Here is a 24,617-nt window from a genome sequence, read left to right on the forward strand (position 1 = left end):
CCCAGCGAGGCCGAAACGGGCAGGACGCGCGGGACCAAGATCACAGCTCGGTCACTTCCCTTTCACCCGGCGTTCCGGCTCCGCCAGGCTTCGGCCGTGATCCAACGCCTGCGCTTCGTCCTCCCCGGGGCCTTCCTCGCCGCCGGCATCACGGCCCTGTCCGCCGTGGTCGACCGCGGCCTCCCGCCGTGGACCGCCCTCGGCTTCCTGATCGGCACCCTGCTGGGCCAGGAGCCGCTCTCCGACCTCTGGCTCCTCCTCACCCACCGGCTGGGCGGGGGACGGTTGCTCGGTGTCTCCTACGGCTGGGGGCGGGTGCTGTGGCAGGGGACGGTCGCCGGGGTCCCGGTCACCCTGGGGCTGCGGCCCACCAGCGGCCTGCGCCTCAACTGGGGCCTGCTGCCCGTCCGGGCCCCGAGGCTGCGGCTCTGGGGCTGCTCGGCCGGCTGGCTCGCCGTGCACGGCGGGCTCGGGGCCTGGCTCGCGATCTCCTTCACCGGCGTGCCCCGGGGCATCGGGCTCGGCCTGCTCTCCACCCTCGTTCTCCTGGTGCTCCTCGGGGTGCCGTCGCCGGTCAACTCGGTCTGGGCCGTCCTCGTCCTGCCCTTCTGCCCCGCCGCCCTGGACCACCACCTCTGGTCGGCCCACGACATCACGGCCGAACGGCTGCTGTGGCGCGGCCGGATCCCCGAGGCGCGCGCCGCGCTGGACGCACCCGCCCCGGCCCGGGCGCCTAGCACCCGCCTCACGGCCGCCGGGGTGGCGCTCGCCGAGGGCCGCCACGACGAGGCCGACCGGGTCGTCGAGCTGGCCCTGGCGCAAGGCTGCGACCCCACTCAGGCGCAGGTCGTCGCCGCCATGGTGACCGTGGGCCGCGCCGACAGCGGGGAACTGACCCCGGCCAGGGCCGGGGCGCTGCTCGGCCCGGCCCTGGAGGTGTTCGGCCACAACGAGCGGGCCAAGCTCCGCGCCATCGTGTCGGCGGCCGACCTCGCCCGCTTCACCGGTGATCCGCGGACGGCCGTCCACGCCGCCCGCCGTCTCGCGGGCGAGGCCTACCTCTCCTCGTTCTGGCGGGCCCAAGCCAACTGCTCACTGGCCGCCGCCCTGATCGCGACGGGGAAGCCCGAGCAGGCCGGAAAGGCGCTCGCCCGCGCCCGCCGGGAGTGCCCGGGCCTCACCCGGATCGCCGACGTGGAGCGGATGCTGGAGCGGCCCGTCGAGGTCCGCTAGAGCGCCGACCAGCCGAGGTCCTGGAGGCGGGGGCGGGCGAGGCCGCGGACGGCGGGGCCGATCACGCCGGCGCGGACCGCCAGTGCCTCGGGGCGTTGGAAGAGCGGCACCGAGTGGCCCAGCTGCCAGATCCGCACGTCGGCCTCCTGGAGCAGGGAGCGGCGGGCGGGCGGGTCGGGTTCGGCGGCGGCGCGGTCGAAGAGGCGGTCGATCTCCTCCGTCCCGGCCCGCGCGTAGTTGCGGCCGGCCACCGGGGCGCCGTCCGGGCCGGGGCGGGGCTTGGCGTAGACGGGCCGCTGCTCGCCGGCCGGGGCGGGGCCGGCGGGCCAGGAGAACAGCGCGAGGTCGAAGTCCCCGGTGGCCAGGTGGTCGCGGAGGAAGGCGTCCGCCGGCGCCTCGGTGACCCGGACGGCCGCCCCGGCCGCGCCGAGGTCCGCCGCCACCGCGTCGGCCGCCCGCCGCAGGGTCGCCGAGCCGGCCGGGACCAGCAGGGTGAGCGCCAGTTCGCGGCCGCCCCGGGCGCGGGTGGCGCCGGCGGCGGGGCGCTTCCAGCCGGCCGTGTCCAGCATCCGCCCGGGATCGGCGCCGCCCAGCGCGTCGGCGTCGTCCCGGTAGCCGGGCTGGTCGCCGGCCAGCAGGTGGTGGCCGAGCGGCGCGGCGGGCAGCCCGAACGGGGTCAGCGCGGCGTCGGCGGCGTGCCGCCGGTCGACGGCGCGGGCCAGCGCGCGGCGCAGCACCGGGTCGGTGAGCGGGTCGCGGGCGGCGTTCAGGGTGAGCTGGGCGAGGCCGGCCCCGGCGGCGCGGTGCAGGGTGACGCCGGGCAGCGCCGCGGCCCGGCGCAGCGCCTCGGCGGTGTCCGCCCCGGCGTGCTCGACCGCCGCGGTCAGCGGGGCGAGGTCGAGCCGACCCCGGGCCAGCTCCTCGGTCCGCCGCTCGGCCGGGACGGCGAGGAACTCGATCCGGTCCGCCTTGGCCGGATCACCCCACCAGAACGGGTTGCGGACCAGGGTGGCCTTCCCGCCCACCGGGTCGTAGCCGTCGACCAGGAACGGGCCGGCCGTCGGATGGGCGGTGCCGCCGGGCAGCGGGCGGCCGAAGGCGATGGCGGTGGCGGTCTCGGCGGCCGGGTAGAGCGGGCCGAACAGGGCCTGCCACTCGCCGCAGGGCTGCCGGAAGGTGACCCTGACCTCGTGCGGGTCGGCGCCCTGGACGATGGAGTCGACGGCCGCGTACCCGGCGGGGCGGGCCGCGGGGTACGCGGCGTCCAGGCCGGAGAGGGCGGCCCGCTGGGCGATGAGGTCGGCGGCGGAGAGCGGGGTGCCGTCGCTCCACAGGGCCCGCGGGTTGAGGTGGTAGGTGACCACCTGGGGCAGCTGTCCGGGCGGGGTGGACTCGGCGGCGGCCAGGTAGTCCGGGTCCGGCGTCCACTCGCCGTGCGCGTCCGGCCGGAACAGCGCGGGGTAGAGGGCGTGCGCGAGCAGCGCGGACTCGGCGGTGGCGGCGGGCTGGAAGACGTTCAGGGTGGGCGGGACGGCGTCGACGGCCCAGCGCAGGGTGCCGCCGTCGCGGACGGCGGCCCGGTCGACCGGGCGGACGTCGCCGGTGACGACGGGCGGGGCGGGCGGCACGGGGTCGGGCGTCCCGCCGGTGCGGGCGGGGGCGGAGCCGCCGAAGCAGCCGGCCGTGGCACCGAGGGCGAGCAGCAGCGCGGCGGCTGCGACAGGGGGGCGGGCGGGCATGGCGGCCATCGAACGCCGCCCCCGGGCACCCGGCGGCCCCGACACGACGCCCGTCCGGCCGACAGCACCCGATCAGCGGTACGCGGGACAGGTCCGGGCGCTACAGCCCCAGCTCGAACCAGACGATCTTGCCCTTGGGCGTGCGCCGGCTGCCCCAGCGTTCGGCGAGCAGGCTGACCAGCTGGAGTCCGCGCCCGCCCTCGTCGGTCTCGTGGGCGCGCCGCTGCCGGGGCTGGGCGTACCCGTCGTCCCAGACCTCGCAGACCATGGTCCGGTCGCGCAGCAGCCGCAGCCGGATCTCGCCCCGGCCGTGCCGCAGCGCGTTGGTGACCAGCTCGCTGACCAGCAGCTCGGTGGTGTCGACCAGCTCGTCCAGGCCCCGGGCGAGCAGCCAGCTGCACGCGGCCTCGCGGGCCTTGGCGACCGAGGTGGGCTCGGGCGGCAGGAACCACTGGCCGACGGCGTCGTCCGGGAAGGCGTGCACCTTGGCCATCAGCAGGGCGATGTCGTCCTCGCCGTGGTGCGGGTTGAGCTCGCCGAGGACGTGGTCGCAGAGGTCCTCCAGGCCCTTGCCGCCGTCGGAGAGCGCGGTGCGGAAGGCCTTCAGGCCCTCGTCCAGCTGGTGCTTGCGGCTCTCCACCAGGCCGTCGGTGTAGAGGCCGAGCACGGCGCCGTCCGGGAGGGTCAGCTCGACCTCCTCGAAGGGCTCGCCGCCGACGCCGAGCGGCAGGCCGGGCGGCACGTCCAGCATCCGGGCGGGCTCGCCGGGGCCGAGCAGGACGGGCGGCAGGTGGCCGGCGTTGGCGAAGGTGCAGCGCCGGGTGACGGCGTCGTACACGGCGTAGACGCAGGTGGCCAGGTAGACCTCGCGGGCCTCCTCGTCGGCGGTGGAGGTCAGCCGCCCGTACGGGTTGGAGCGCCCGGTCGGCGCGGTGTCGTCGCCGAGGCCGCGGGCGATCTCGTCGAGCGCGGCGAGCACCTCGCCGGGTTCCAGGTCGAGCATGGCCAGGGTGCGCACGGCGGTGCGCAGCTGGCCCATCGCGACGGCGGCGCGCAGGCCGCGGCCCATGACGTCGCCGATGACCAGGGCGGTGCGGTTGCCGGGCAGCGGGATGACGTCGAACCAGTCGCCGCCGACCTCGGTGTTGTTGTTGCTGGGCAGGTAGCGGCAGGCGATCTCCAGGCCGCTGGCGACCGGGTTGCCCGGGGGCAGCAGGCTGCGCTGGAGGATCAGCGCGCGCTCGTGCTCGCGGCGGTAGAGCCGGGCGTTGTCGATGCAGACGGCGGCGCGGGCGACCAGCTCCTCGGCGATCGCGACGTCGCGGGCGTCGAAGGGCTCGCTGCCGATCGCCCGGGAGAGCTGGACCAGGCCGAGCACCTGGTCGCGGGCGACCAGCGGGACGATCAGGGTGGAGCGCAGCAGCGGGTCGGGTCCGGGCTCGGGGACGACGCTGCGGCCGGTGCGCAGCGCCCGGGCGTGCGGGGAGCGGCGCGGGTAGCAGAGGGTGCCGCCGGCCTCGGCGATGGGCAGGCCGGTGACCGAGCCGAGCACCGAGGAGGCGCCGCCGACCACGCTGGAGACGGCGACCCGGCGCAGTTCGCCGCTGCCGTCGGTGAGCACGTTGTCGCCGAGCCGGCCGGCGCTGGGCACGGTCTCGCCGGAGAGCAGCGCGGTGTAGAGGTCGACGGTGGCGAGGTCGCAGAACGGCGGGACGACGACGTCCAGCAGCTCCTTGGCGGTGGTCTCCAGGTCGAGGGTGGAGCCGATGTGCGCGCTGGCCTCGTTGAGCAGCGCGAGGTTGCGGCGCACGCCGTCGGCCTCGCGCTCGGCGACGTGCCGGCTGGTGACGTCGGAGACCTGTCCGGCGACGCCCATCGGCTGGCCGGCCGCGCCGTTGAGGCGGTAGAGCGAGACGGCCCAGAGCCGGTTGCCCTCGCGGGTCGGGACGGCGGCGTGGAAGCGCAGGTCGAAGACGGGCTCGCCGCTGGCGAGGACCTTGCGCAGGGCGGCGGTGAGCCGGTCGGCCTCGGAGCCGGGGAAGATGTCGTGCGCGGTGAGGCCCTCCAGGTCGGTGGGGGCGAGCCCCATCCCGGAGGCGAAGGCGTCGTTGACGCGCTGGAGGCGGAGCCGGTCGTCGAAGAGGACGAAGCCGGTCGGGGTCTGGCCGAAAACCGCCTCCGAAGCGGCCAGATCCGTCTCGATCCGGCGCAGCCGGCCGAGGTCGACCGCGAGGCAGGTGGCGCCGGCGGCGGGCAGCTCGCTGTCCGGCATCAGGTAGAGCTCGGCGAGGCCCTCGCCGCCGTCGGCGTGCCGGTACGGGGTGGTGCCGACCCACTCCTCGCCGGCCAGGGTGCGTTCCAGCCGGGTGCGGCCGCGCTGCCAGAGCTCGCGCGGCACGAAGGTGGTCACCGGGTCGGCGCCGACCGCCTCGACGGCGGGGACGCCGAAGAACTCGGCCGCGCGGTCGCTCCACTGGCTGATCCGGCCGTCGGGGCCGATGGCGAAGGTGGCGACCCGGATGTAGTCGTAGATCGAGCCCGGATCCCCGGCACCCCACCGCCGCTCCTTGGCCGCCGGCCGCGGGGCGCGGGCGGGCGCGGGAACGTGGTGGTGGGCAGGGGCGGGCACGCGTTGGGCGCCGGCCTGCCCGGGTACAGCGGCATGACCGCTGCTGCTCGGCGCATTGCGCGCCGGGGTGCTGTTCACGGACCGACCCCTCCAAACCCGCGACCGTCCGGATGTCGAGAAGACCGAGTATTCATCATCGAGGGGTACGTTCACACGCCCTCAACATCACAACATCAGATCGGGCGAAGGTTTTTGTCCTACCGCCCGCGCAACCACAATGCCACGCTCGCGCCCCCTGCCGGGGCGCGCGCTCCCCCGGGCCCTCCCGCCGGCGCGCTCAGCCCCCGGCCAGCTCCGCCTCCGGGGTGCCCGGCAGCGCCTGCTCGAACCAGACCACCTTGCCCATCCCCTCCGCCCTGGCACCCCAGTGCAGGGCCAGCCTGGTCACCAGTTCCAGCCCCCGGCCGCCCTCGTCCGCCTCGGCCGCGTGCCGCTCGCGCGGCGGGTCCGGCAGCGGGTCGGAGATCTCCACGAGCAGCGTCTCGCCGAGCGTCAGCCGCACCCCGATCGGCGCGCTCGCGTACCGGACGGCGTTCGTGACCAGCTCGCTGACCAGCAGTTCCGCGGTGTCGGTCAGCTCCTCGACGCCCCACTCGGCCAGCGTCGCGCGGACCAGCCGGCGGGCCCGGGAGACGGCGGTCGGCTCGGCGGGCAGCGTCCAGCCCGCCGTCGGGGTGCCGGCCTGGCCGTGGCCGAGCCGGGCCAGCAGCAGGGCCACGTCGTCCGGCTCGCGGCCCTGCTCCATGGTGTCCAGCACCGCCTCGCAGGCCGCCTGGATCGACGCGTAGGGCTCCTGGAGCACCGTGAGCAGCCGGCCCAGGCCCACGTCGAGGTCCTTGTCCCGGGACTCCACCAGGCCGTCGGTGCACAGTGCCAGCAGGCTGCCCTCGGGGATCTTCAGCTCGACCGCCTCGAACGGGACGCCGCCGACCCCGAGCGGGGCGCCGGAGGGCAGCTCCAGGATCCGGCCGTCGCCGCCGGGCAGCGGGCCGCCGTTGCGGGTCGGGCCGTCCGCGCCCTCCCCCGGCACCACCAGCACCGGCGGGATGTGGCCGGCCTTGGCGGCGGTCAGGGTCGCGGTGGCCGGATCGAACACCGCGTAGACGCAGGTGGCGAGCAGCGCCTCGTCCGGGCCCTGGGCGAGGTCGTCGGCCAGCTCGTGGACGTGCCGCAGCAGCACGTCCGGCGGCAGGTCGAGGGCGGCCAGCACGCGGACGGCGGTGCGCAGCCGGCCCATCGTCGCGGCGGCCCGCAGGCCGTGGCCCATCACGTCGCCGACCACCAGCGCGGTCCGGTCGCCGGGCAGCGGGATGACGTCGAACCAGTCGCCGCCGACCTCCGTGCCGCTGCTGCCGGGCACGTACCGGTAGGCGACCTCGACGCCGGTGGGCTGCGGCACCTGCTGCGGCAGCAGGGTGCGCTGGAGGGTGAGGGCGGCGGTGCGCTCGCGGGCGTACAGCCGGGCGTTGTCCAGCGAGGAGCCGGCCCGGTCCGCCAGCTCGACGGTGAACGCCAGGTCGTCGCGGTCGAAGCCCTCGCGGTAGCCGGCCCGGCTGACCAGCAGCAGGCCGATCACGATGCCCCGGGCGCGCAGCGGCACCACCAGCATGGAGTGCACGCCCAGGTCGTGCGCCGCCTGCATCTTCGGGTCGCCGGCGTAGGTGACGTCGCTCAGCTGGTCGGCGCCGGAGAGCAGCTCGGGGACGCCGGTGCGCAGCACCCGGCCGCAGGCGGAGTCCTCGGCGAAGGTGATCCGGGCGCCGCGCCGCAGCATCACCTCCACCTCCGGGCCGTCCTGGACGGAGGCGGTGCCGAGCTGGAGCAGCGAGGTGCGGCGGTCGTGGCCGTGCCGGGGCAGGTCGTCGCCGTGCGCGACGGCCTGCAGCAGGATGACGGCGGCGTGGTCGGTCAGCCGGGGCACCACCGCGCTCGCCAGCTCCTGGGCGATCCGCGAGGCGTCCAGCAGGTCGCCGACCCGGGAGCCGAACTCGTTGAGCAGCGAGAGGCGGCGGCGGGCGTGCTCGACCTTGGCCACCGCGCGGTAACGCTCGGTGACGTCCATCACGGTGCCGGAGATGCCGAGGACCCGGCCGGAGCGGTCGGTCATCCGGCTGTAGGAGACCGAGCGGTAGCCGGAGCGGGCGGTGATCGGCGAGGCGAGGGTGACGTCGATGACCGGCTCGCCGGTGGCCAGCACCTGGCGCTGGATCGCGGTGATCTCGTCGGCGGCCCGCTCGGGCAGGGTCTCGCCGACGGTGCGCCCGACGTGGTCCTCCGGCGCGACGCCGTTCATCTCGGCGAGGGTCCGGTTGACGGCGGTGTAGCGCAGCTCGGTGTCGAGGATCGCGATGCCCAGCGGGGACTGCTCGAACAGCGCGTCACGCACCGCGAGGTCCCGCTCCACCGCCCGGACGGCCTCCGCCTCGGCCAGGTTGACCTGCAGGAACGGGGTGCCGTCGCCGTCCACCAGGAGCGAGATCCGGGCGTCCACCAGTACCGGGGCGCCCTCGCGGTCGCGCAGTTCGGCCGGCCCGGACCAGCGGCCGTGCCGCAGGGTCTCCTGGATCGCGGTCCGGATCCGGGCCACCTGCTCCTCGTCGGGGACCAGGGTGTCGATCCGCCGGCCGACCAGCAGTTCGTTCGGCCAGCCGAGCAGTTCCTCGGCGGCCGGGCTCCAGAGCACCACGCGGCCCGCGGTGTCCAGGATCGCGATGGCCACCCGGACCACGTCGAAGAGGCTGCCGCCCGCGCGGTCGCCGCCCCCGCCGGCGGAGGCCTCCGCGGCGGCGCGCGGGCCGCCCGGGAACGCCCGGCCGGGGCGGCTGCGCAGACCGGCCGACGGGGCCGCGTCGGGCACGGTGAGTGACGGAGCGGGCTGCACCGGCTGGGCGGCCGACACCCCCTCGGGCGCGCCCTCGCCCCGGCGGCGCCCGGCCGACCGCTCCCGGGCGGCCCGGGTGTCGGCGCGCCCGCCGCTCGCACGGTTCGCGCCGAGGCGCAGCCGGGCGCGGGCTCCGGCGCCTCCCCCGGCGCCCGCCCGTCTCGCTCCCCCGCCGCCGTACCCGCTATTCGACACCGACGGGGCCTCCGGCTCTGCTCGGATCGGTCGCCGGCTGGGACGGCTCACCGATGGTGACGAATAGTGCCGAAAAGTGACATACCCAGCAGGACCAAGGCTATCCCGACGGTCGCACCGGCTTTTCCGATTTGCCCGATCCGTCGCTCCCACGCGTCGTTCGCGGGCGCGGCACGGCGGTTCGCCGGCGCGGGCCGGTACCATCCGCCGGCGCGCGCCGCGCCGGGGGTGCGTTCAGGGGGCGGTCAGCAGGCGGGCGACCTCGGGCAGCACCTCGCGGTCGTGCTCCAGCCACTCGACGTCGGCCAGCTCGGTGGGGCCGAGCCAGCGCAGTTCGTCGTGGTCCTGCAGCGGGCGCGGGTCCCCGGCGAGCAGCTCGGCCGCCCAGAGCCGCAGCTCCAGGCCCGGGCGCACCAGCCAGGCGCCGGGCAGCCGGGTGAGCGCCCGGGCCCGGACGCCCAGCTCCTCCATCAGCTCGCGCTCCAGCGCCTCGGTCTCGGTCTCGCCCGGCTCGGCCTTGCCGCCCGGGAACTCCCAGCGCCCCGCCACCTCGGCGGGCGCGCTGCGCCGGGCGGCGAGCACCCGCCCCCGGTGGATCAGCGCGCCGCCGACGACGATCCGGTTCTCCGCCGCGCCGCCGGCGGCGGTCGGCTGGTCGATGGTCCTGTCCATGGACGTCGACCTTAGGGCGTGTCCGTCAGGCGCGCGGGCCCCGCGCCTCGGAGGCGCCGGCGGGCTCGGCCTCGACCCAGTACAGCTGCTTGTGGCCGCGCGCCTCGAACTCGGCCGCGAGCCGCTCGGCCGCCTCCCGCCCGATCCCCCCGACGACCGGAAAGCGGTTGCCGTTGTCGTCCTGCCGCATCACCCGGTAGGTGTCCATGCCGCCCAGGTTAGGGCGTGTCGTGCGATCAGACCCGGATGTCGGAGGCCTGCTCGCCCGTCGACAGCCCCAGCTCGCGCCGGATCTCCACCGCGAGCGCGCTGCTCTTGGCGGACAGCGCCTCCACCTTCTGCATCTCGCGGCCGAGCGTCTGCTCGTCGCCGGACTTGGCGACGGTGTCCCAGGCGTTGGCCTCGTCCAGCTTGATCGCGCCCATCTCGATCAGCTTGGCCCGGGCCCCGGCCGGCCAGTCGACGCCGTTGGCCGACAGGTCCTTGACCTCCTTTCGGCAGGCCCCGGCCATCGTCTTCGCCCAGGTCCGGTACTCGGCCGGCTCCTCGTCGGCCTCGCCCTCCGGCTGGACGGCGAGCGCGCCGTTGTAGGCCTGCGCGGCGTCCAGATAGGTGCGCTGGGCCTGGGTGAGCTTGGTCCGGTCGGTGCGGACGCTGCCGGTGTGCGTCCTCGTCGAGTCCTGGAAGGTGCAGGTCAGCCGGCGGTCGCCGGACGCCCAGCCGTTGTGGCTCGGGTAGTAGTAGGAGTCCTCCATGCCGTCGGGGACGAGCCAGGGGTCGAGGGCGTAGTCGTCGCGCACCGGGTTGCAGAGCCGCGCGGCGGACTTCTCGATCTCGGTCCTGGTGGGGTACTCGGCGGGACCGCGGCCCGCGATGTCGGAGAAGCCGGCGACCTCGCCGTGGTGCGGCGACGAGCAGGGCACCACCCGCACCCAGTAGAGGCTCGTGGACTCGGGGTCCTTCCCGGGGCTGGTCGGCGGCTCGTTGAAGCAGTCACCGGTCACCAGGTCGTCGATGGACACCGACCCCTTCGGGGCGCCCAGCGGGGTGTCCCCGTACCGCTCCTCGTCGAAGCCGGCGGCGACGAGGCCGATGAAAGCGAACAGCATGACGATCGCCCCGAGGACACCGGTCACCAGGCCGGTGACCGCCATGCCGCGGCCCTTCTCGTTGCGCTTGGGGATCTGGACCAGTGCGACGATCGCGAAGACGAGCGCCAGCGGCCACATGCAGAGCAGGCCGGTGACCAGCGCGGCGACCGAGAAGCCGTTGGTCGTCGTCGGGGCGGCGGGGTAGGGGTAGCCGGGCTGGAAGCCGGAGTGGGCGCCCGGGGTGACCGCCGCCCAGCCGGTGAGGCGCGGCTGGTCGGGGTCGAAGGGCGGCGGCTGCAGCACACCGGGGGGAGGGGCCCACGGGTCGGCGCCGGGCGGCGGTGCGGTGGGGGCGGCGCCCGGGGCGGGCGCCGCCCAGGGGCTGGGCGCGGGGGGCGGCGTGGGCGCCGCGGCCGGGGCCGGGGCCGGGGCCGGCTCTGCGGCGGGCGCGGCCTCAGGTGTCGGCGCAGGCGCCGGCCCGGTCTCTGACACGGGCTCGGCCTCCGGCGCCGGCTCGGCCTCTGACACGGGCTCGGCCTCCGGCGCGGGCACGGCCGCCGGCTTGGTCAGTTCGACCCGCTCCACCGGCTCGGGCTCGGGGACGGCGGCGTCGGACTCGGGCTTGGACACGTGCGATCTCCCACGGCCCGCGGACGGCGGGCGACGGCTCGGCAGGCAGGACGACGACCGACGGAGCCCGCGGGCGGATCACCGCGGCGGGCCGTCGGGCAGGGGAACAGGCGCGCGACTCTACCGGATCTTGTGAAACACCCGCGCACCTTTTCCCCTCCGCACGAACCATCCCCTCACCGCACCACCACGCCCCGCCTCAGCGCCGGGCCAGCACCTCGCCGTGCACCATCGCGAACCACCCGTCCCCGGCGTCCGCCCACTCCCGCCACCCGGCCGAGATCCGGGCCAGTCCGGCCTCGTCCGCGTACCCCTCGGCCACCGCCGTCCGCGCGATGGCGGAGTCCGTGATCCGGTCCGCCCACATCCCGCCCCACCACGCGCGCTGCTCGGGCGTCGTGTACGTCCAGGTGCTCGACGTGGCGGTGATGTCGGTGAAGCCGGCCTCCCTGGCCCAGGACAGCAGCCGCCGTCCGGCGTCCGGCTCGCCGCCGTTCTGCCGGGCGATCCGCCGGTACAGCTCCAGCCAGCGGTCCAGCTCGGGCACCTCCGGGTACCAGGCCATGGTCGCGTAGTCGACGTCCCGGACGGCGACCACGCCGCCCGAGGCGGTGACCCGGCGCAGCTCGCGCAGCGCACCGACCGGATCGGCCACGTGCTGCAGCACCTGGTGGGCGTGCACCACGTCGAACTCCCCGTCCGCATACGGCAGCCGGTGCACGTCGGCGACCTCGAACACGACGTTGGACAGGCCCCGCCCGGCGACGAACCCGGCGGCCGTCTCCAGCACCTCACCGGAGGTGTCGGCGGCCACCACCCGGCCGTCCGGCCCGACCAGTTCGGCCAGGTCGGCGGTGATCGTGCCGGGGCCGCAGCCGATGTCCAGCACGGCCTGTCCGGGCTTCAGCCGGTCGCGCAGATAGGCGGCGGAGTTCTCGACGGTCCGGGAGCGGTGCGAGCGCAGCACGGACTCCTGGTGGCCGTGGGTGTAGACGACGGGCTTCGGTGCGGTCATGGTGGCGTCCCCCTCTGGATCGACCGGTCTCCCAACGCCTCCGACGCTACTCCTCATCCCGCATTCCAAGAAGATTCGTCTCACATACCGACCACGGTTCGCGGGCGACGCGACGGCCCCCGTGCGGACGAGGCATCGTCCGCAGGGGCCGGGTTCCCTGCCGAGGAGGCCTAGTTGACGGTGAACCAGGTGGTCCGGGACTTCTTGAACTCCGGGTTGACGAGGTCCTTGGCCTCGATGCCGTCGTTGTAGAGCACGGCCGAGCCGTCGTCGGTGATCAGCTGCACCCGGGCGCCGGGGGCGGTGAGGTCCGGGACGTCCGGCGCGGCCTCCCAGCCGCCCGCGTCGGAGGTCGGCAGGTCGAGCAGCTTGACCGGCTGCGAGCCGGGCTGCCCGTCCCAGCGGTAGAGCGCGTACGGGTCCGAGTTGTCGTCCGCCGCCCAGGAGCCGGCCACGATCAGGTACTGGCCGAGCGCGTTGCGCCGCAGGTCGCGCACCGAGAGCCCGCCGAGGTCCAGCTCGATCGGCTCGCCGAAGGTGGCGTGCGAACCGCTGAACAGCGACGGGAAGTTGGTGACCGGGACGATCAGCGCCCGGCCGCCGGTGACCGCCGGGGTGAGCGGCGCGCGGAAGCCCACGTACGCGGTGGTGGTGCTGCCCGGCGCGAACTCCAGGCCCTCGACGTTGAAGCCGTCGACCTGCTTGGGCACCTGCCCGGCCGCCGAGCCGGCCGCGAAGCCGTAGCGGTTGCCGTGCGCCTTGTCCCAGTTGACCAGGTCGTTCCGCAGGACGGTGGAGGAACCGGCCAACGACAGCTGGGTGGTGGCGCCCGAGCCGGTGACCGTGGTGGCGAACACGGTGTGCCGGGCGGTCTTGATCTCGCCGTCCTTGTTGTTGCCCAGCGAGCCGGTCCAGTAGACGGTGTCGCCGACCCGGGTGGCGCCCTCGATGTCGATCTCCTTGGTGACGCCGAGCGCGGAGGAGAAGTCCCAGGTGCGCACCGGGGCGCCGGAGGCGTTGCGGTCGTACAGCCGCAGCATGTTGGACTCGTCGTCGGCCACCACGATGTACCCGTTGCCCGCGTCCACCGCCGCCGAGGCGTCGCTGGAGCCGGTCAGGTAGCGGCTGTCCGCCGAGAACCCCACCGCCGCCGAGGCCGCGTAGTGCAGCGTCTTCGACGCCGTCTTGCCGCCCAGCCCGGTGACCTTGACGGTGAGGTCGGTGTAGCCGACGCCCTGCGCGGCGACCGCGAGGGTGCGCGCGGAGCCGGTGCCGGTGACGGTGACGTCCCCGGTCCTGGCCACGGCGGTGCGGGTGCTGGCGGTGGCGGCGACGGTGAGCGAGGAGACCGGGGCCCCGCTCTGGGCGACCGTGACGGTGACCGTCGGGTCGCCGGTGGCACCGACCGCGCCGGACAGGTAGGCGGCGGAGAGCGTGATCGTCGGGGTGCCGTAGGTCACGGCGGCGGCGGGACCGGCCGGCAGCGCGAGCAGCGACAGGGCGGCGGTGGCGACGGCCGGCGGCAGCAGGCGGCGGGAGGGACGGGACACGGTGACTGCCCTTCGATGTGGGGGGCGGTGCGAGGTCCGGACCAGGGTGGGGCCCGTCGGCCAACGCCGCCCCGACGGCAGCGGGCCGTCCGGCGAACACCAGCCCTCGTCCGTCCTCCGCGCGACGCCCGCGCCGTACCGTTGGACGGGCAGCCGCCTCACAGAACGGTTCCCACCATGCCCGCGCCGCGCCCCTTCGTCCTGCTGAGCGCCGCGATGTCGCTCGACGGGCACCTCGACGACGCCTCCCCCGAGCGGCTGCTGCTCTCCGGCCCGGCCGACTTCGACCGGGTGGACGCCGAGCGGGCCGCGAGCGACGCGATCCTGGTCGGCGGCAACACCCTGCGCGCGGACAACCCCCGGCTGCTGGTCAACGACCCCGGCCGGCGGGCCGCCCGGCGCGCGGCGGGCCGCCCGGAGCACCCGCTGAAGGTGACGCTCAGCGCGAGCGGCCGGCTGGACCGCTCGCTGCGGTTCTGGCACACCGGCGGCGAGCGGCTCGCCTACACCACGGACGCCGGGGCCGCCGTGCTGCGCCCGGCGCTGGACGGGCTGGCCGAGGTGGTGGCGCTCGGTGCGGCGGTGGAGCTGGGCACGGTGCTGGACGACCTCGGCGCGCGCGGGGTGCGGCGGCTGATGGTCGAGGGCGGCAGCGGGGTGCACACCCAGTTCCTGGCCCAGGGGCTGGCGGACGAGCTCCAGCTGGTGGTGGCCCCGCTGCTGGTCGGCCAGGAGCGGGCACCGCGGTTCGTCGGCCCGGCGGACTTCCCCGGCGGCCCGGCCCGGCGGATGCGGCTGCTGGAGGCCCGTACGGTGGGCGACGTCGTCCTGCTCAGGTACGCCCCGAAGGAGTCCGCCCCGTGACCGACCCGCGCCCCGCCGACCCGCGGCCCGCCGACCTGTCCTTCCTGCGCCGGGCCGTCGAGCTCTCCCGCCGCTGCCCGCCCTCGGAGACCGCCTTCTCGGTCGGCGCGGTGATCGTGGCCGCCGACGGCACGGTGCTGGCCGAGGGGTTCAGCCGCGAGACGGACGGCCACGACCACGCCGAGGAGGCCGCCCTCGGCAAGCTCCCGGCCGGCGACCCCCGGCTGCGCGGGGCGACCGTCTACAGCTCCCTGGAGCCCTGCGGGCAGCGTGCCTCCCGCCCGGTGCCCTGCGCCGAGCTGCTGATCGCAGCCGGCGTCCCCCGGGTGGTGGTGGCCTGGCGCGAGCCGTCCACCTTCGTCGCCGAGACCCGGGGCGCAGCCCGGCTGGAGGCGGCCGGCGTCGAGCTGGTGGAGCTGCCCGAGCTGGCCGAGGAGGCCCGCGCGGTCAACGCGCACCTGCTGGGCTGAACCTCTTTTGTACCCTTGTTGAACAATCTCCTCCGACTCCCCCCTGGAGCCGCCCCGTGCCCGCGACGACCTTCACCCCCCGCGCCCTCCTCCTCGACATGGACGGCACCCTGGTCAACTCCGACGCCGTGGTCGAACGCTGCTGGCGCCGCTGGGCCGGGGCGAACGGCCTCGACCCGGCCGAGGTGCTGCGCGTCGCCCACGGCCGCCAGGGCCACGCCACCATGGCCGTCCTGCTGCCCGACCGCCCGGTGGAGGTCAACCTCGCCGAGAACGACCTGATGCTCGCCGCGGAGAAGGCCGACACCGAGGGCGTCGTCCCGATCCCCGGCGCCCCCGCCTTCCTCGCCGCCCTGGCCGGCCTCCCGCACGCCCTGGTCACCTCCGCCGACGCCCCGCTCGCCCGCGTCCGGATGGCCGCCGCCGGCCTCCCCCTGCCGCCGGTCCTGGTCACCGCCGAGTCCGTCGGCGCCAGCAAGCCCGACCCCGAGGGCTTCCTCAAGGGCGCCGCCGCCCTCGGCCTCGCCCCCGCCGACTGCCTCGCCTTCGAGGACTCCGAAGCCGGCATCGCCGCCGCCCACGCCGCCGGCGTCCCGGTCATAGGCATCGGCCCCCGCGCCGCCGCCCACCACCCCACCGCCCACGCCCCCACCCTCGAATCCCTCACCATCACCCCGGGCCCCGCCGGCGCCCTCACCGTCACCCTCGCCTGACCCCGACGGCGGGACCCCCGCCCGCGTGCGCTGCGCCCCTCCAGGACCTGTGCTTCTCTGGAAACACCCCCGGAAAGGCCCGTCCGCCCGTCCGGGTGCGATCGGAAAGGAATTCCGAAGGTGACAGACACCCAGCCGACCCAGCGCTGCAACTTCACCAACGCCCGTCCCACCCTCAAGCAGGGATCGTCGGGGGACACGGTGAAACAGGCGCAGTGTTACCTCAATTCCTCGCTGACCGGGGAGCCACTCGTCGTGGACGGCGTATTCGGCCCCGTCACGGACGCCGCGACCAGGCGTTTCCAGGTGTGCGCCAAAATCACCGTGGACGGCATCATCGGGCCCCAGACCTGGTCGTTCCTGACGTTCTTCTCGAACTCCCCCGGATTCGCCTGCTGAATGGCGCGCCGGATGCCGCCGGAAACGCCGAGAGGCCGCCCGAGCACGCTTTCGCGCGCGCCGGGCGGCCTCTTTCGGTGGTGTCAGACGTTGAAGCGGAACTCCACGACGTCGCCGTCCTGCATGATGTATTCCTTGCCCTCGATGCGGGCCTTGCCCTTGGCGCGGGCCTCGGTGAGGGAGCCGGTCTCGACGAGGTCGGTGAAGGAGATGACCTCGGCCTTGATGAAGCCCTTCTGGAAGTCGGTGTGGATCACACCGGCCGCCTCGGGGGCGGTGGCGCCCTTCTTGATGGTCCAGGCGCGGGCTTCCTTGGGGCCGGCGGTGAGGTAGGTCTGCAGGCCGAGGGTGTCGAAGCCGACGCGGGCGAGGGTGGCGAGGCCGGGCTCCTCCTGGCCCATCGACTGGAGGAGCTCCAGGGCCTCGTCGTCGTCCAGCTCGATCAGCTCGGACTCGATCTTGGCGTTGAGGAAGATCGCCTCGGCCGGGGCGACCAGCTCGCGCTGGGCCTGCTTGAAGGCCTCGTCGCCCAGCTCGTCCTCGTCGACGTTGAAGACGTAGAGGAACGGCTTGGCGGTCAGCAGGTGCAGCTCGCGGATCGGGGCGGTGTCGAAGCCGGCCTCGAAGAGGGTCTTGCCGGTCTCCAGGATCGCCTGGGCGGCCTCGGCGGCGGCCAGGACGGGGGCGGTGTCCTTCTTGAGGCGCGCCTCCTTCTGGAGCCGGGGCAGCACCTTCTCGATGGTCTGCAGGTCGGCCAGGATCAGCTCGGTGTGGATGGTCTCGATGTCGTCCTTCGGGGACACCTTGCCGTCCACGTGGACCACGTCGGGGTCGGTGAAGGCACGCACGACCTGGCAGATGGCGTCCGACTCGCGGATGTTCGCGAGGAACTTGTTGCCCAGGCCCTCGCCCTCGCTGGCGCCGCGGACGATGCCCGCGATGTCGACGAAGTCGACGGTGGCCGGGAGGATGCGCTGCGAGCCGAAGATCTCGGCGAGCTTGTTCAGCCGCTCGTCCGGGACGCCGACGACGCCGACGTTGGGCTCGATGGTGGCGAACGGGTAGTTGGCCGCCAGCACGTCGTTCTTGGTCAGGGCGTTGAACAGGGTCGACTTGCCGACGTTCGGCAGGCCGACGATTCCGATCGTGAGCGACATGAAGCGCAGTCCCGTGGGCTTGGAGGAGTTGGGCCGGCCCGGACGCCGGGCCGATCCCCCAGTCTACGGGCAGCGGGTCGGCCGTCCGCCGCCCCCGGCGGCGGCACCGGGAAGGCGCCGGAGCGGCACCGGGAACCCTCCACGCCCGCCGGGACGCCCGCCCCGGGGCGACGGCGCGGTTCGAACGGGAATCCGCTGGTCACGCGTTCCCCCCGGACAGTTGAGCGCCGGTCACATCAATACGCCGTCCGGAGACACGGACCGAGCCCCGACGGCCCATTACACAGTGTGGCGATGATCGGACCGTACGTTGGGTGGGTGGAGCAGAGCATCCGTACCCAGCCGCCAGGGCCCAGACGCCGACCGCCGAACGGCGCGGCCGGGGCCGCCGTCCCCGGGCCGGGCCGGGCCCGCGAGAGCGCGGGGGAACCGGCCGACCCGGCCGCGAGGGCCCGTGGGAGGAGCCCCGGGAAGGCCGCCGGGAAGGCCTCGGGGCGGTCCGGCGGCCCCGGCTCCCGGCTACGCCCCGTGTCCGGACCGCCGGACCGGCCCCGGATCGCCGGCCGGCTCTACGGCCGCCGGCGCACCGGCCGGCCGGCCCGGCTGACCGCGGTCGGCACCGGGGTGCTCGCGGTGGCGGCGACGGTGGCGGTGGCGGGCCTGGACCGGCTGCTCTTCGGCGAGCCCGGGATCCTGTTCGGCACCGGCTACCTGCTGGTCTGCTTCCAGCTGGCGGTCCGGGTCCGGTACGTCGACCTGCTGGCCGCGCCGATCAGCGGACCGATCGCCTTCGCGGCCGCGCTGCTGCTGTTCGGCCCGGTCACCTCCACCGGGGTGACGGCCCAGCTGGTGGCGCTGGCGACCAACCTGGCCACCCGTTCCGGCTGGCTGTTCACGGGCACCGGGCTGGCCGCCGCGATCGTGCTGGCCCGGTTCGTCGCCCAGCGCCGGATCCACCGCGCGCGCTGATCCTCCGCGCCCGCCGGGCAGCGGCGGGCCGGGGGGTCAGGCCGTGGCGCGGGCCGCCGCCATGGCCGCGCCGACGATGCCGGCGTCGTTGCGCAGCTCCGCCGGGACGACCCGGGCCACGCGCTCGCGCAGCAGCGGCAGGAACTTCTCGTGCTTGCGGCTCACCCCACCGCCGATCACGATCAGCTGCGGCGAGAACAGCATCTCCACCAGGTCCAGGTACTCGTCCACCCGGCCGGCCCACTGGGTCCAGCTCAGCCCGTGCCGCTCCTTGGCCGCCGAGGAGGCCCGCCGTTCGGCGTCCTTGCCGCGCAGTTCCAGGTGGCCGAGCTCGGTGTTGGGCACCAGCACGCCGTCCACGAACAGGGCACTGCCGATACCGGTGCCGAAGGTGAGCACCAGGACCACCCCGGACCGGCCGCGGCCGGCGCCGTGGGCGGTCTCGGCGAGGCCGGCCGCGTCGGCGTCGTTGAGCACCACGGCCGGCAGGTCGAGCGCCTCGCGGAACAGGCCGGCGGCGTCCAGGCCGACCCAGCCCTTGTCGACGTTGGCGGCGGTCGTGGTGCGGCCGTCGACGACCACCCCGGGGAAGGTCAGGCCCACCGGGCCCCGGTGGCCGAAGTGGCGGACCACCTCGCGGACGGCGGCGACCACGGCCTCCGGGGAGGAGGGCTGCGGGGTGAGGACCTTGTGCCGCTCCTGGGCGAGCACGCCCCGGGCGAGGTCGACGGGGGCGCCCTTGATGCCCGACCCGCCGATGTCCACACCGAATACCGCCGTCATGACGACCGCCCTCCGCCGAAGTTGTCCACAGGCCTGTGCACAGAACGCACAGAACCTGCCCCTGCACCGAACCTACGAGAACCCGCCCGGCCCCGCACAGCGGAGGACCCGGCACCCGAACGGGTCACCGGGTCCTGCGCCGAACGGCCGAACGGGCCCGCGGCCGCCCACAGCTCGCCGGCGGCCGCCGGAACACGCCCTACAGCTTGCCGGCGGCCTCGGCCCGCAGGTCGCGGCGGAGCTCCTTGGGCAGCGAGAAGACCAGGTGCTCCTCGGCGGTCTTGACGGTGGAGACCTCGTCGTAGCCGCGCGCGGCCAGCCACTCCAGCACGCCCTCGACCAGGATCTCCGGCACCGAGGCGCCGCTGGTCAGGCCGACCGTGGTGACGCCCTCCAGCCACTCCTCGCGGATCTCCTCGGCGAAGTCCACCAGGTGGGCGGCCTTGGCGCCGTACTCCAGGCCGACCTCGACCAGGCGGACGGAGTTGGAGGAGTTCTTCGAGCCGACCACGATCAGCAGGTCGGTCTCCGGGGCCATCTGCTTGACCGCGACCTGGCGGTTCTGGGTCGCGTAGCAGATGTCGTCGCTGGGCGGGCTGACCAGCAGCGGGAAGCGCTTCTTCAGCTCGCCGACGGTGGCCATGGTCTCGTCCACCGAGAGCGTGGTCTGGGAGAGCCAGACGACCTTGGACTCGTCGCGGACCCGCACGTCGGCGACGTCCTCGGCACCGTCCACCAGGTGGATCCGGTCCGGGGCCTCGCCCATCGTGCCGATGACCTCCTCGTGGCCCTCGTGGCCCACCAGCAGGATGTCGTAGCCCTCGTCGGCGAAGCGCACGGCCTCCTTGTGCACCTTGGTCACCAGCGGGCAGGTCGCGTCGACGGTGGCGAGCTTGCCGGCCCGGGCCTCGTCGTGCACCGAAGGCGCGACGCCGTGGGCCGAGAAGACCACGATCGAGCCCTCGGGCACCTCCTCCGTCTCGTCGACGAAGATCGCGCCCTTCTTCTCCAGGGTCTGCACCACGTACTTGTTGTGGACGATCTGCTTGCGGACGTAGATGGGGGCCCCGTACTGCTCCAGGGCCTTCTCCACGGCGATCACGGCGCGGTCGACGCCCGCGCAGTAGCCCCGGGGGGCGGCGAGCAGGACACGGCGCTGCGCGGTGTTGGAGGACATGGCTCCATCGTACGGGCGCGGCACGGCCGCGCCGACGGGAGCCGCGTTCCCGCCGGAAGCGGTCACGGGTGCTCAAATGTGGAAGCTATGAGCGAGCGAGTCGAGCCGGGCGGCCTGGACCGGCGGGGCGGGCTGCGGCGCAGCCTGGGCGTGCGCGACCTGATGGTGTACGGGCTGCTGTTCATCGCCCCGATGGCCCCGGTGGGCGTGTTCGGGGTGCTCGACGCCAAGAGCCACGGGGCGCTCGCCGCGGTGTACCTGGTGGCCACCGTGGCGATGGGGTTCACCGCCGTCTCGTACGCCCGGATGGTGCGGGCGGTGCCGCAGACCGGGTCGGTGTACGCCTACGCGCGGGCCGGGCTGGGCGACGCGGCCGGGTTCGTCGCCGGCTGGATGGCGATGCTCGACTACCTGCTGATCCCGGCGGTCGCCTATCTGTTCTCCGGCATCGCGCTCAACTCGCTGGTGCCGGACGTCTCGCGCTGGGTGTGGACGGCGCTCGCGGTGGTGCTGACCACCGGGCTCAACCTGGCCGGGGTGCGGACGGCGGCCGTGGTGGGCCTCGCGGTGCTGGCGATGGAGCTGGCGGTGTTGGCGGTGTTCGTGGTCGCGGCCGTGGTGGCGCTGGCCCAGGACGGCGCGCGGCGCGACTGGGCGACCCCGTTCACCGCGGTCGGCGGCTTCTCGACGACCGCGGTGCTCTCGGCGGTCTCCGTGGCCGTGCTGTCCTACCTGGGCTTCGACGCGATCGCGGGCTTCGTGGAGGAGGCGGTCGGCGCCTCGGCGGCGGTGGCCCGGGCGGTGCTGTGGTGCCTGGCGCTGTCCGGTGTGCTGTTCGTGGCGCAGACCTATCTGGCGGCACTGCTGGAGCCGCTCACCCCGCTCCAGCTGGCGGCGGACCCGGCGGCGCAGGGCTCGGCGTTCTACGACACGGTGGAGGCCTCGGTCGGGCACTGGCTGCACGTGCTGGTCGCGGCGAGCAAGGCGATCGGCGCGGCGTTCGCGGCGCTGGCCGGGCAGGCGGCGGCCGGGCGGCTGCTGTTCGCGATGGGCCGCGACGGGCGGCTGCCGCGTTACCTGGGGGCGGTCGACCCGGGCTCGGCGGTGCCCCGCCGGGCGCTGCTGGTGTCGGCGGTGATCACCATGGCGGCGGCGGTCTGGGCGGCGAACCGGGACGACGGCCTCGACCGGCTGACCTCGGTGGTGAACATCGGCGCGCTCACCGCGTTCACCCTGCTGCACGCCTCGGTGGTGGGCTGGTACGCGGTGAAGCGGCGCTCCCGGAACCCGCTGACCGACGTGGTGGTGCCGGTGCTGGGCGTGGCGGTGATCGGCGCGGTGGTGGCCGAGGCCTCGGGCGCCGCGCAGGTGGTGGGGCTGGTCTGGCTGGCGGTCGGACTGCTGGTGCTGCTCGGCCGGCGCTCTTCCGCTGTCGGCGGACGCCGATAGCCTCGTACGCATGGCCAACCCCAGTACCCCCGAAGCGCCGCTCCCGGTCGGCAAGGTCTCCGCGCTGATCGGGGGCTGGATCGACCGGCTCGGCGCGGTCTGGGTGGAGGGGCAGATCACCCAGCTCAGCCGGCGGCCGGGGGCGGGCGTGGTGTTCCTGACGCTGCGCGACCCGCAGGCCGACGTCTCGCTGACCGTGACGTGCTTCCGCTCCGTCTTCGACCAGGTCGCGGACGCGGTGCAGGAGGGCTCGCGGGTCATCGTGCACGCCAAGCCGGAGTGGTACGCGGCGCGCGGCCAGCTCTCGCTGCGGGCCGCCGAGATCCGGCTGGTCGGGCTGGGCGAGCTGCTGGCCCGGCTGGAGCAGCTGAAGCGGCGGCTGGCCGGCGAGGGCCTGTTCGCCGCGGACCGCAAGAAGCCGCTGCCGTTCCTGCCGCAGTGCGTGGGCCTGGTCACCGGCCGGGGCTCGGCGGCGGAGCGGGACGTCCTGGAGAACGCCCGGCGGCGCTGGCCGGCCGTCCGCTTCGAGGTCCGCAACGTGCCGGTGCAGGGCGTCAGCGCGGTGGAGCGGGTGAGCGCGGCCGTCCGGGAGCTGGACGAGCACCCCGAGGTGGACGTGATCGTCGTGGCCCGGGGCGGCGGCAGCGTCGAGGACCTGCTGCCGTTCTCGGACGAGGGCCTGGTGCGGCTGGTCGCGGCCGCCCGGACGCCGGTGGTGAGCGCGATCGGCCACGAGCCGGACCAGCCGCTGCTGGACTTCGTCGCCGACCTGCGCGCCTCCACGCCGACCGATGCCGCCAAACGGGTGGTTCCGGACGTCGGCGAGGAGCTGGCCAAGGTCCGCCAGCTGCGCGACCGGGCCCGGCGGCACGTGCTGGCCCGGATGGAGCGCGAGCAGCACGGGCTGGACGGGGTGCGCAGCCGCCCGGTGCTGGCCGCGCCGCAGCGGATGCTGGACGGGCGCGGGCAGGAGGTGGACGGGCTGCTGGAGCGGGCCCGGCGCACCCTGCGCCACCGGCTGGACCACGCGCAGAGCGATCTCGGGCACACCCTGGCCCGGGTGGTGGCGCTCTCCCCGGCGGCCACCCTGGAGCGCGGCTACGCGGTGCTGCAGCGGGGCGACGGCACGGTGGTGACCGACCCGGCGCAGGCGGTGGCGGGCGAGGGGCTGCACGCCCGGGTGGCGGGCGGCGGCTTCGACGTCACGGTGGCCGGCGGCTGAGCGCGGGGCGGGCGGGGCGGTCCGCGCTGTCGGTCCGGGCCCCTACGCTGGCGGCATGGCAGATCAGGAGCAGGACGCGACGGCCGCCGCCGTGCAGACCCCGACCGCGGACGACGCGCTGGGCTACGAGCACGCGCGGGACGCGCTGCTGGAGGTGGTCCGGCAGCTGGAGAACGGCGGCACCTCGCTGGAGGAGTCGCTGGCGCTGTGGGAGCGCGGCGAGCAGCTGGCGAAGGTCTGCCAGCGCTGGCTGGACGGCGCCCGCGAGCGGCTGGACGCCGCGCTGGCCGCCGAGGAGGGGGCTCCGCCGCGGGGGTGAGGCGGAGCGGCGCGGGGCGGGGTGAGACAGGTCACAGCCGGGGTGGGGAACAGTTGAATGTTCACCCATGTTGGGACGTGATGATCGGCTCCGGCCGGTCACACCGACAACGAAGACGGACCCCACCGTTCTCCTTCCTCCCCCGAGGTGCATTGACATGACCACCGACGCCCTGGTTCTCGACGCCGCCGCCCAGGACCTGCTCTTCCGCGAGGCCCGCACCGCCAACACCTTCACCGACGAGCCGGTCTCCGACGAGCAGGTCCAGGCGATCTACGAGCTGGTGAAGTTCGGCCCGACCGCCATGAACCAGCAGCCGCTGCGCGTCGTCCTGGTCCGCTCGGCCGAGGGCCGCGAGCGCCTGGTCCAGCACCTCGGCGAGGGCAACAAGGCCAAGACCGCCGCCGCCCCGCTGACCGCCATCCTGGCCGTGGACAACGAGTTCCACGAGGAGCTGCCGACCGTCTTCCCGCACTTCCCCGGCGCCAAGGACTACTTCACCGAGCGCCCGGTCCGCGAGTCCTCGGCCGCGATGAACGGCGCCCTGCAGGCCGGCTACTTCATCATCGGCGTGCGCGCCGCCGGCCTGGCCGCCGGCCCGATGACCGGCTACGACGCCGAGGGCATCAACAAGGAGTTCTTCGGTGACGGCGAGCACTCCGTGCTGGCCGTGGTGAACATCGGCAAGCCGGGCGAGAACGCCTGGTACCCGCGCTCGCCGCGGCTCGCCTACGACGAGGTCGTCACCACCGTCTGAGCGTGAACCGTCCGAGCCCGGCGCCGGACGTGCCAAGGGCCCCGCACACGGCGTGTGCGGGGCCCTTCGCGTTCACCCGGCCGGCCCCGCCGGAGCGGAGATCTCCGCTCCGGGGTCGGAAACCGGACTACTTCAGCGCCTGCGCCAGCTCGGCCAGCTCCTCGTAGGAGGCGGTGCCGGTCAGCACGGTCGTCGCGCCGCCGGACTGCACGGTGAGCGCCCGCGCCTTGGGGCCCTGCACCCGCTCCCAGGTCTGTCCGGCGACGTCCACGGTGCCGTCCGGCTCGCCGTCGGCCACCGCCGCCTTGAGCACGTCCTCGGGCTTGGCGTCGCTCTGCTCCACGGCCGCGTACTGGCCGGCGGGGGTGACGAAGCCCAGGTGCCAGGCGTTGCCCTTGCCGCCGCCCAGCGATGCCGGGTTGTACGTCACCGAGGTGGCCCGCCACTGCGCGGGCAGGCCCTCCGGGGAGAGCAGCGGATACGGCGCGGCCCGCTTCGCGGAGGCCGCGGCCACCGAGTACTCGACCGTGCGGACCCCGTCGCCGTCCGCGTCGTGCGGCAGGAACAGGTACCCGATCCAGACCACGACGCCGACGGCCAGCATCGACAGGATCATGTCCCGTACGGTCTGCCGACCCCTCATGCCCTTGCTCTCTCCAGCCACCCCCACATGGTGACTCATGCCGACGCGCACCCCCGCACC

20 protein-coding genes and 1 pseudogene are annotated in these 24,617 nt (G+C 75.0%); 9 read left to right on the forward strand and 12 right to left on the reverse strand.

From position 1 onward, the window contains the following. Positions 1 to 96 precede the first annotated feature (96 nt). Positions 97 to 1,233 (forward strand): tetratricopeptide repeat protein, encoded by a 1,137-nt coding sequence (locus ABTX81_RS18925; RefSeq protein ID WP_350546873.1) that lies wholly within the window; start codon positions 97 to 99, stop codon positions 1,231 to 1,233. Here ABTX81_RS18925 and ABTX81_RS18930 read toward each other — a convergent pair. The 8 genes from ABTX81_RS18930 to ABTX81_RS18965 all read right to left on the reverse strand — a co-directional run bounded on the left by ABTX81_RS18930 (position 1,230) and on the right by ABTX81_RS18965 (position 13,635). Beyond that, entirely contained in the window at positions 1,230 to 2,972 is a 1,743-nt protein-coding gene (locus tag ABTX81_RS18930) for an ABC transporter family substrate-binding protein (RefSeq protein ID WP_350546875.1), read from the reverse strand. The genes ABTX81_RS18925 and ABTX81_RS18930 overlap by 4 nt on opposite strands. Before the next feature lie 100 nt (positions 2,973 to 3,072). Continuing rightward, positions 3,073 to 5,679, reverse strand: a complete 2,607-nt coding sequence (locus ABTX81_RS18935) for a SpoIIE family protein phosphatase (protein ID WP_502892805.1) — start codon at positions 5,677 to 5,679, stop codon at positions 3,073 to 3,075. A 199-nt stretch (positions 5,680 to 5,878) separates the two neighbouring features. Continuing rightward, positions 5,879 to 8,677, reverse strand: a complete 2,799-nt coding sequence (locus tag ABTX81_RS18940; RefSeq protein WP_350546878.1) for a SpoIIE family protein phosphatase — start codon at positions 8,675 to 8,677, stop codon at positions 5,879 to 5,881. A gap of 234 nt (positions 8,678 to 8,911) precedes the next feature. Next, positions 8,912 to 9,349, reverse strand: a complete 438-nt coding sequence (locus tag ABTX81_RS18945; protein WP_350546881.1) for a (deoxy)nucleoside triphosphate pyrophosphohydrolase — start codon at positions 9,347 to 9,349, stop codon at positions 8,912 to 8,914. Between the two features lie 25 nt (positions 9,350 to 9,374). Then, positions 9,375 to 9,557 (reverse strand): SPOR domain-containing protein, encoded by a 183-nt coding sequence (locus tag ABTX81_RS18950; RefSeq protein ID WP_350546884.1) that lies wholly within the window; start codon positions 9,555 to 9,557, stop codon positions 9,375 to 9,377. Between the two features lie 28 nt (positions 9,558 to 9,585). After that, positions 9,586 to 11,070, reverse strand: a complete 1,485-nt coding sequence (locus tag ABTX81_RS18955; RefSeq protein ID WP_350546887.1) for a DUF4190 domain-containing protein — start codon at positions 11,068 to 11,070, stop codon at positions 9,586 to 9,588. Positions 11,071 to 11,269: 199 nt separating this feature from the next. Then, positions 11,270 to 12,085: a methyltransferase domain-containing protein gene (locus tag ABTX81_RS18960; RefSeq protein ID WP_350546889.1), complete on the reverse strand. Its 816-nt coding sequence runs from the start codon at positions 12,083 to 12,085 to the stop codon at positions 11,270 to 11,272. 170 nt (positions 12,086 to 12,255) lie between these two features. Next, positions 12,256 to 13,635: a hypothetical protein gene (locus tag ABTX81_RS18965; protein WP_350546892.1), complete on the reverse strand. Its 1,380-nt coding sequence runs from the start codon at positions 13,633 to 13,635 to the stop codon at positions 12,256 to 12,258. A 177-nt stretch (positions 13,636 to 13,812) separates the two neighbouring features. Here ABTX81_RS18965 and ABTX81_RS39670 point away from each other — a divergent pair. The 3 genes and pseudogenes from ABTX81_RS39670 to ABTX81_RS18985 all read left to right on the forward strand — a co-directional run bounded on the left by ABTX81_RS39670 (position 13,813) and on the right by ABTX81_RS18985 (position 16,081). Continuing rightward, positions 13,813 to 14,969 (forward strand): annotated as a pseudogene (locus tag ABTX81_RS39670) (dihydrofolate reductase family protein). A gap of 56 nt (positions 14,970 to 15,025) precedes the next feature. Continuing rightward, the gene (locus ABTX81_RS18980; protein WP_350546898.1) at positions 15,026 to 15,682 is read left to right on the forward strand and encodes an HAD-IA family hydrolase; all 657 of its coding nucleotides are present in this window, start codon (positions 15,026 to 15,028) and stop codon (positions 15,680 to 15,682) included. A 120-nt stretch (positions 15,683 to 15,802) separates the two neighbouring features. Continuing rightward, positions 15,803 to 16,081 carry a peptidoglycan-binding domain-containing protein gene (locus ABTX81_RS18985; protein ID WP_350546900.1) on the forward strand — a complete coding sequence of 93 codons (279 nt, stop codon included), beginning with the start codon at positions 15,803 to 15,805 and terminating at the stop codon, positions 16,079 to 16,081. A gap of 83 nt (positions 16,082 to 16,164) precedes the next feature. Here the strand turns inward: ABTX81_RS18985 and ychF are convergent, their stop codons facing one another. Continuing rightward, entirely contained in the window at positions 16,165 to 17,238 is a 1,074-nt protein-coding gene (gene ychF / locus ABTX81_RS18990; protein ID WP_350546902.1) for a redox-regulated ATPase YchF, read from the reverse strand. 528 nt (positions 17,239 to 17,766) lie between these two features. Between ychF and ABTX81_RS18995 the strand changes: the two genes are divergently transcribed. Continuing rightward, on the forward strand, positions 17,767 to 18,207 hold the full coding sequence (locus ABTX81_RS18995) for a DUF6542 domain-containing protein (protein ID WP_350546905.1): 441 nt from the start codon (positions 17,767 to 17,769) through the stop codon (positions 18,205 to 18,207). 36 nt (positions 18,208 to 18,243) lie between these two features. On the opposite strand, the gene ppgK is transcribed toward ABTX81_RS18995, so the two are convergent. Both ppgK and ABTX81_RS19005 read right to left on the reverse strand, forming a co-directional pair. After that, positions 18,244 to 18,990 (reverse strand): polyphosphate--glucose phosphotransferase, encoded by a 747-nt coding sequence (ppgK, locus tag ABTX81_RS19000; protein WP_350546907.1) that lies wholly within the window; start codon positions 18,988 to 18,990, stop codon positions 18,244 to 18,246. 199 nt (positions 18,991 to 19,189) lie between these two features. Continuing rightward, positions 19,190 to 20,167, reverse strand: a complete 978-nt coding sequence (locus ABTX81_RS19005) for a 4-hydroxy-3-methylbut-2-enyl diphosphate reductase (RefSeq protein ID WP_350546909.1) — start codon at positions 20,165 to 20,167, stop codon at positions 19,190 to 19,192. Between the two features lie 87 nt (positions 20,168 to 20,254). Here ABTX81_RS19005 and ABTX81_RS19010 point away from each other — a divergent pair, with 87 nt between their 5' ends. The 4 genes from ABTX81_RS19010 to ABTX81_RS19025 all read left to right on the forward strand — a co-directional run bounded on the left by ABTX81_RS19010 (position 20,255) and on the right by ABTX81_RS19025 (position 23,914). Beyond that, positions 20,255 to 21,616 (forward strand): APC family permease, encoded by a 1,362-nt coding sequence (locus ABTX81_RS19010; RefSeq protein WP_350546911.1) that lies wholly within the window; start codon positions 20,255 to 20,257, stop codon positions 21,614 to 21,616. 10 nt (positions 21,617 to 21,626) lie between these two features. Then, complete coding sequence (gene xseA, locus ABTX81_RS19015) at positions 21,627 to 22,838, forward strand: exodeoxyribonuclease VII large subunit (protein ID WP_350546913.1); 1,212 nt, start codon at positions 21,627 to 21,629, stop codon at positions 22,836 to 22,838. 55 nt (positions 22,839 to 22,893) lie between these two features. Continuing rightward, a complete protein-coding gene (locus ABTX81_RS19020; protein ID WP_350546915.1) occupies positions 22,894 to 23,157 on the forward strand; it encodes an exodeoxyribonuclease VII small subunit in 264 nt (87 codons plus the stop codon). Positions 23,158 to 23,314: 157 nt separating this feature from the next. Next, positions 23,315 to 23,914, forward strand: coding sequence for a malonic semialdehyde reductase (locus ABTX81_RS19025; RefSeq protein WP_350546917.1), 600 nt, complete (start codon positions 23,315 to 23,317; stop codon positions 23,912 to 23,914). Between the two features lie 127 nt (positions 23,915 to 24,041). Here the strand turns inward: ABTX81_RS19025 and ABTX81_RS19030 are convergent, their stop codons facing one another. Beyond that, a complete protein-coding gene (locus tag ABTX81_RS19030) occupies positions 24,042 to 24,596 on the reverse strand; it encodes a DUF4245 domain-containing protein (protein ID WP_350546919.1) in 555 nt (184 codons plus the stop codon). Positions 24,597 to 24,617: the final 21 nt, after the last annotated feature.

It is taken from the genome of Kitasatospora sp. NPDC097605, assembly GCF_040302725.1.
Classification (GTDB): Bacteria; Actinomycetota; Actinomycetes; order Streptomycetales; family Streptomycetaceae; genus Kitasatospora.

What these genes read in the sequence shown, in the direction of transcription:
- ABTX81_RS19025 (WP_350546917.1), top strand. Translation starts at nt 23,315, where the DNA reads ATGACCACCGACGCCCTGGTTCTCGACGCCGCCGCCCAGGACCTGCTC.
- ABTX81_RS18945 (WP_350546881.1), bottom strand. Translation starts at nt 9,349, where the DNA reads ATGGACAGGACCATCGACCAGCCGACCGCCGCCGGCGGCGCGGCGGAG.
- xseA (WP_350546913.1), top strand. Translation starts at nt 21,627, where the DNA reads ATGGCCAACCCCAGTACCCCCGAAGCGCCGCTCCCGGTCGGCAAGGTC.
- ABTX81_RS18960 (WP_350546889.1), bottom strand. Translation starts at nt 12,085, where the DNA reads ATGACCGCACCGAAGCCCGTCGTCTACACCCACGGCCACCAGGAGTCC.
- ABTX81_RS19010 (WP_350546911.1), top strand. Translation starts at nt 20,255, where the DNA reads ATGAGCGAGCGAGTCGAGCCGGGCGGCCTGGACCGGCGGGGCGGGCTG.
- ppgK (WP_350546907.1), bottom strand. Translation starts at nt 18,990, where the DNA reads ATGACGGCGGTATTCGGTGTGGACATCGGCGGGTCGGGCATCAAGGGC.
- ABTX81_RS19020 (WP_350546915.1), top strand. Translation starts at nt 22,894, where the DNA reads ATGGCAGATCAGGAGCAGGACGCGACGGCCGCCGCCGTGCAGACCCCG.
- ABTX81_RS19030 (WP_350546919.1), bottom strand. Translation starts at nt 24,596, where the DNA reads ATGAGTCACCATGTGGGGGTGGCTGGAGAGAGCAAGGGCATGAGGGGT.
- ABTX81_RS18950 (WP_350546884.1), bottom strand. Translation starts at nt 9,557, where the DNA reads ATGGACACCTACCGGGTGATGCGGCAGGACGACAACGGCAACCGCTTT.
- ABTX81_RS19005 (WP_350546909.1), bottom strand. Translation starts at nt 20,167, where the DNA reads ATGTCCTCCAACACCGCGCAGCGCCGTGTCCTGCTCGCCGCCCCCCGG.
- ABTX81_RS18930 (WP_350546875.1), bottom strand. Translation starts at nt 2,972, where the DNA reads ATGCCCGCCCGCCCCCCTGTCGCAGCCGCCGCGCTGCTGCTCGCCCTC.
- ychF (WP_350546902.1), bottom strand. Translation starts at nt 17,238, where the DNA reads ATGTCGCTCACGATCGGAATCGTCGGCCTGCCGAACGTCGGCAAGTCG.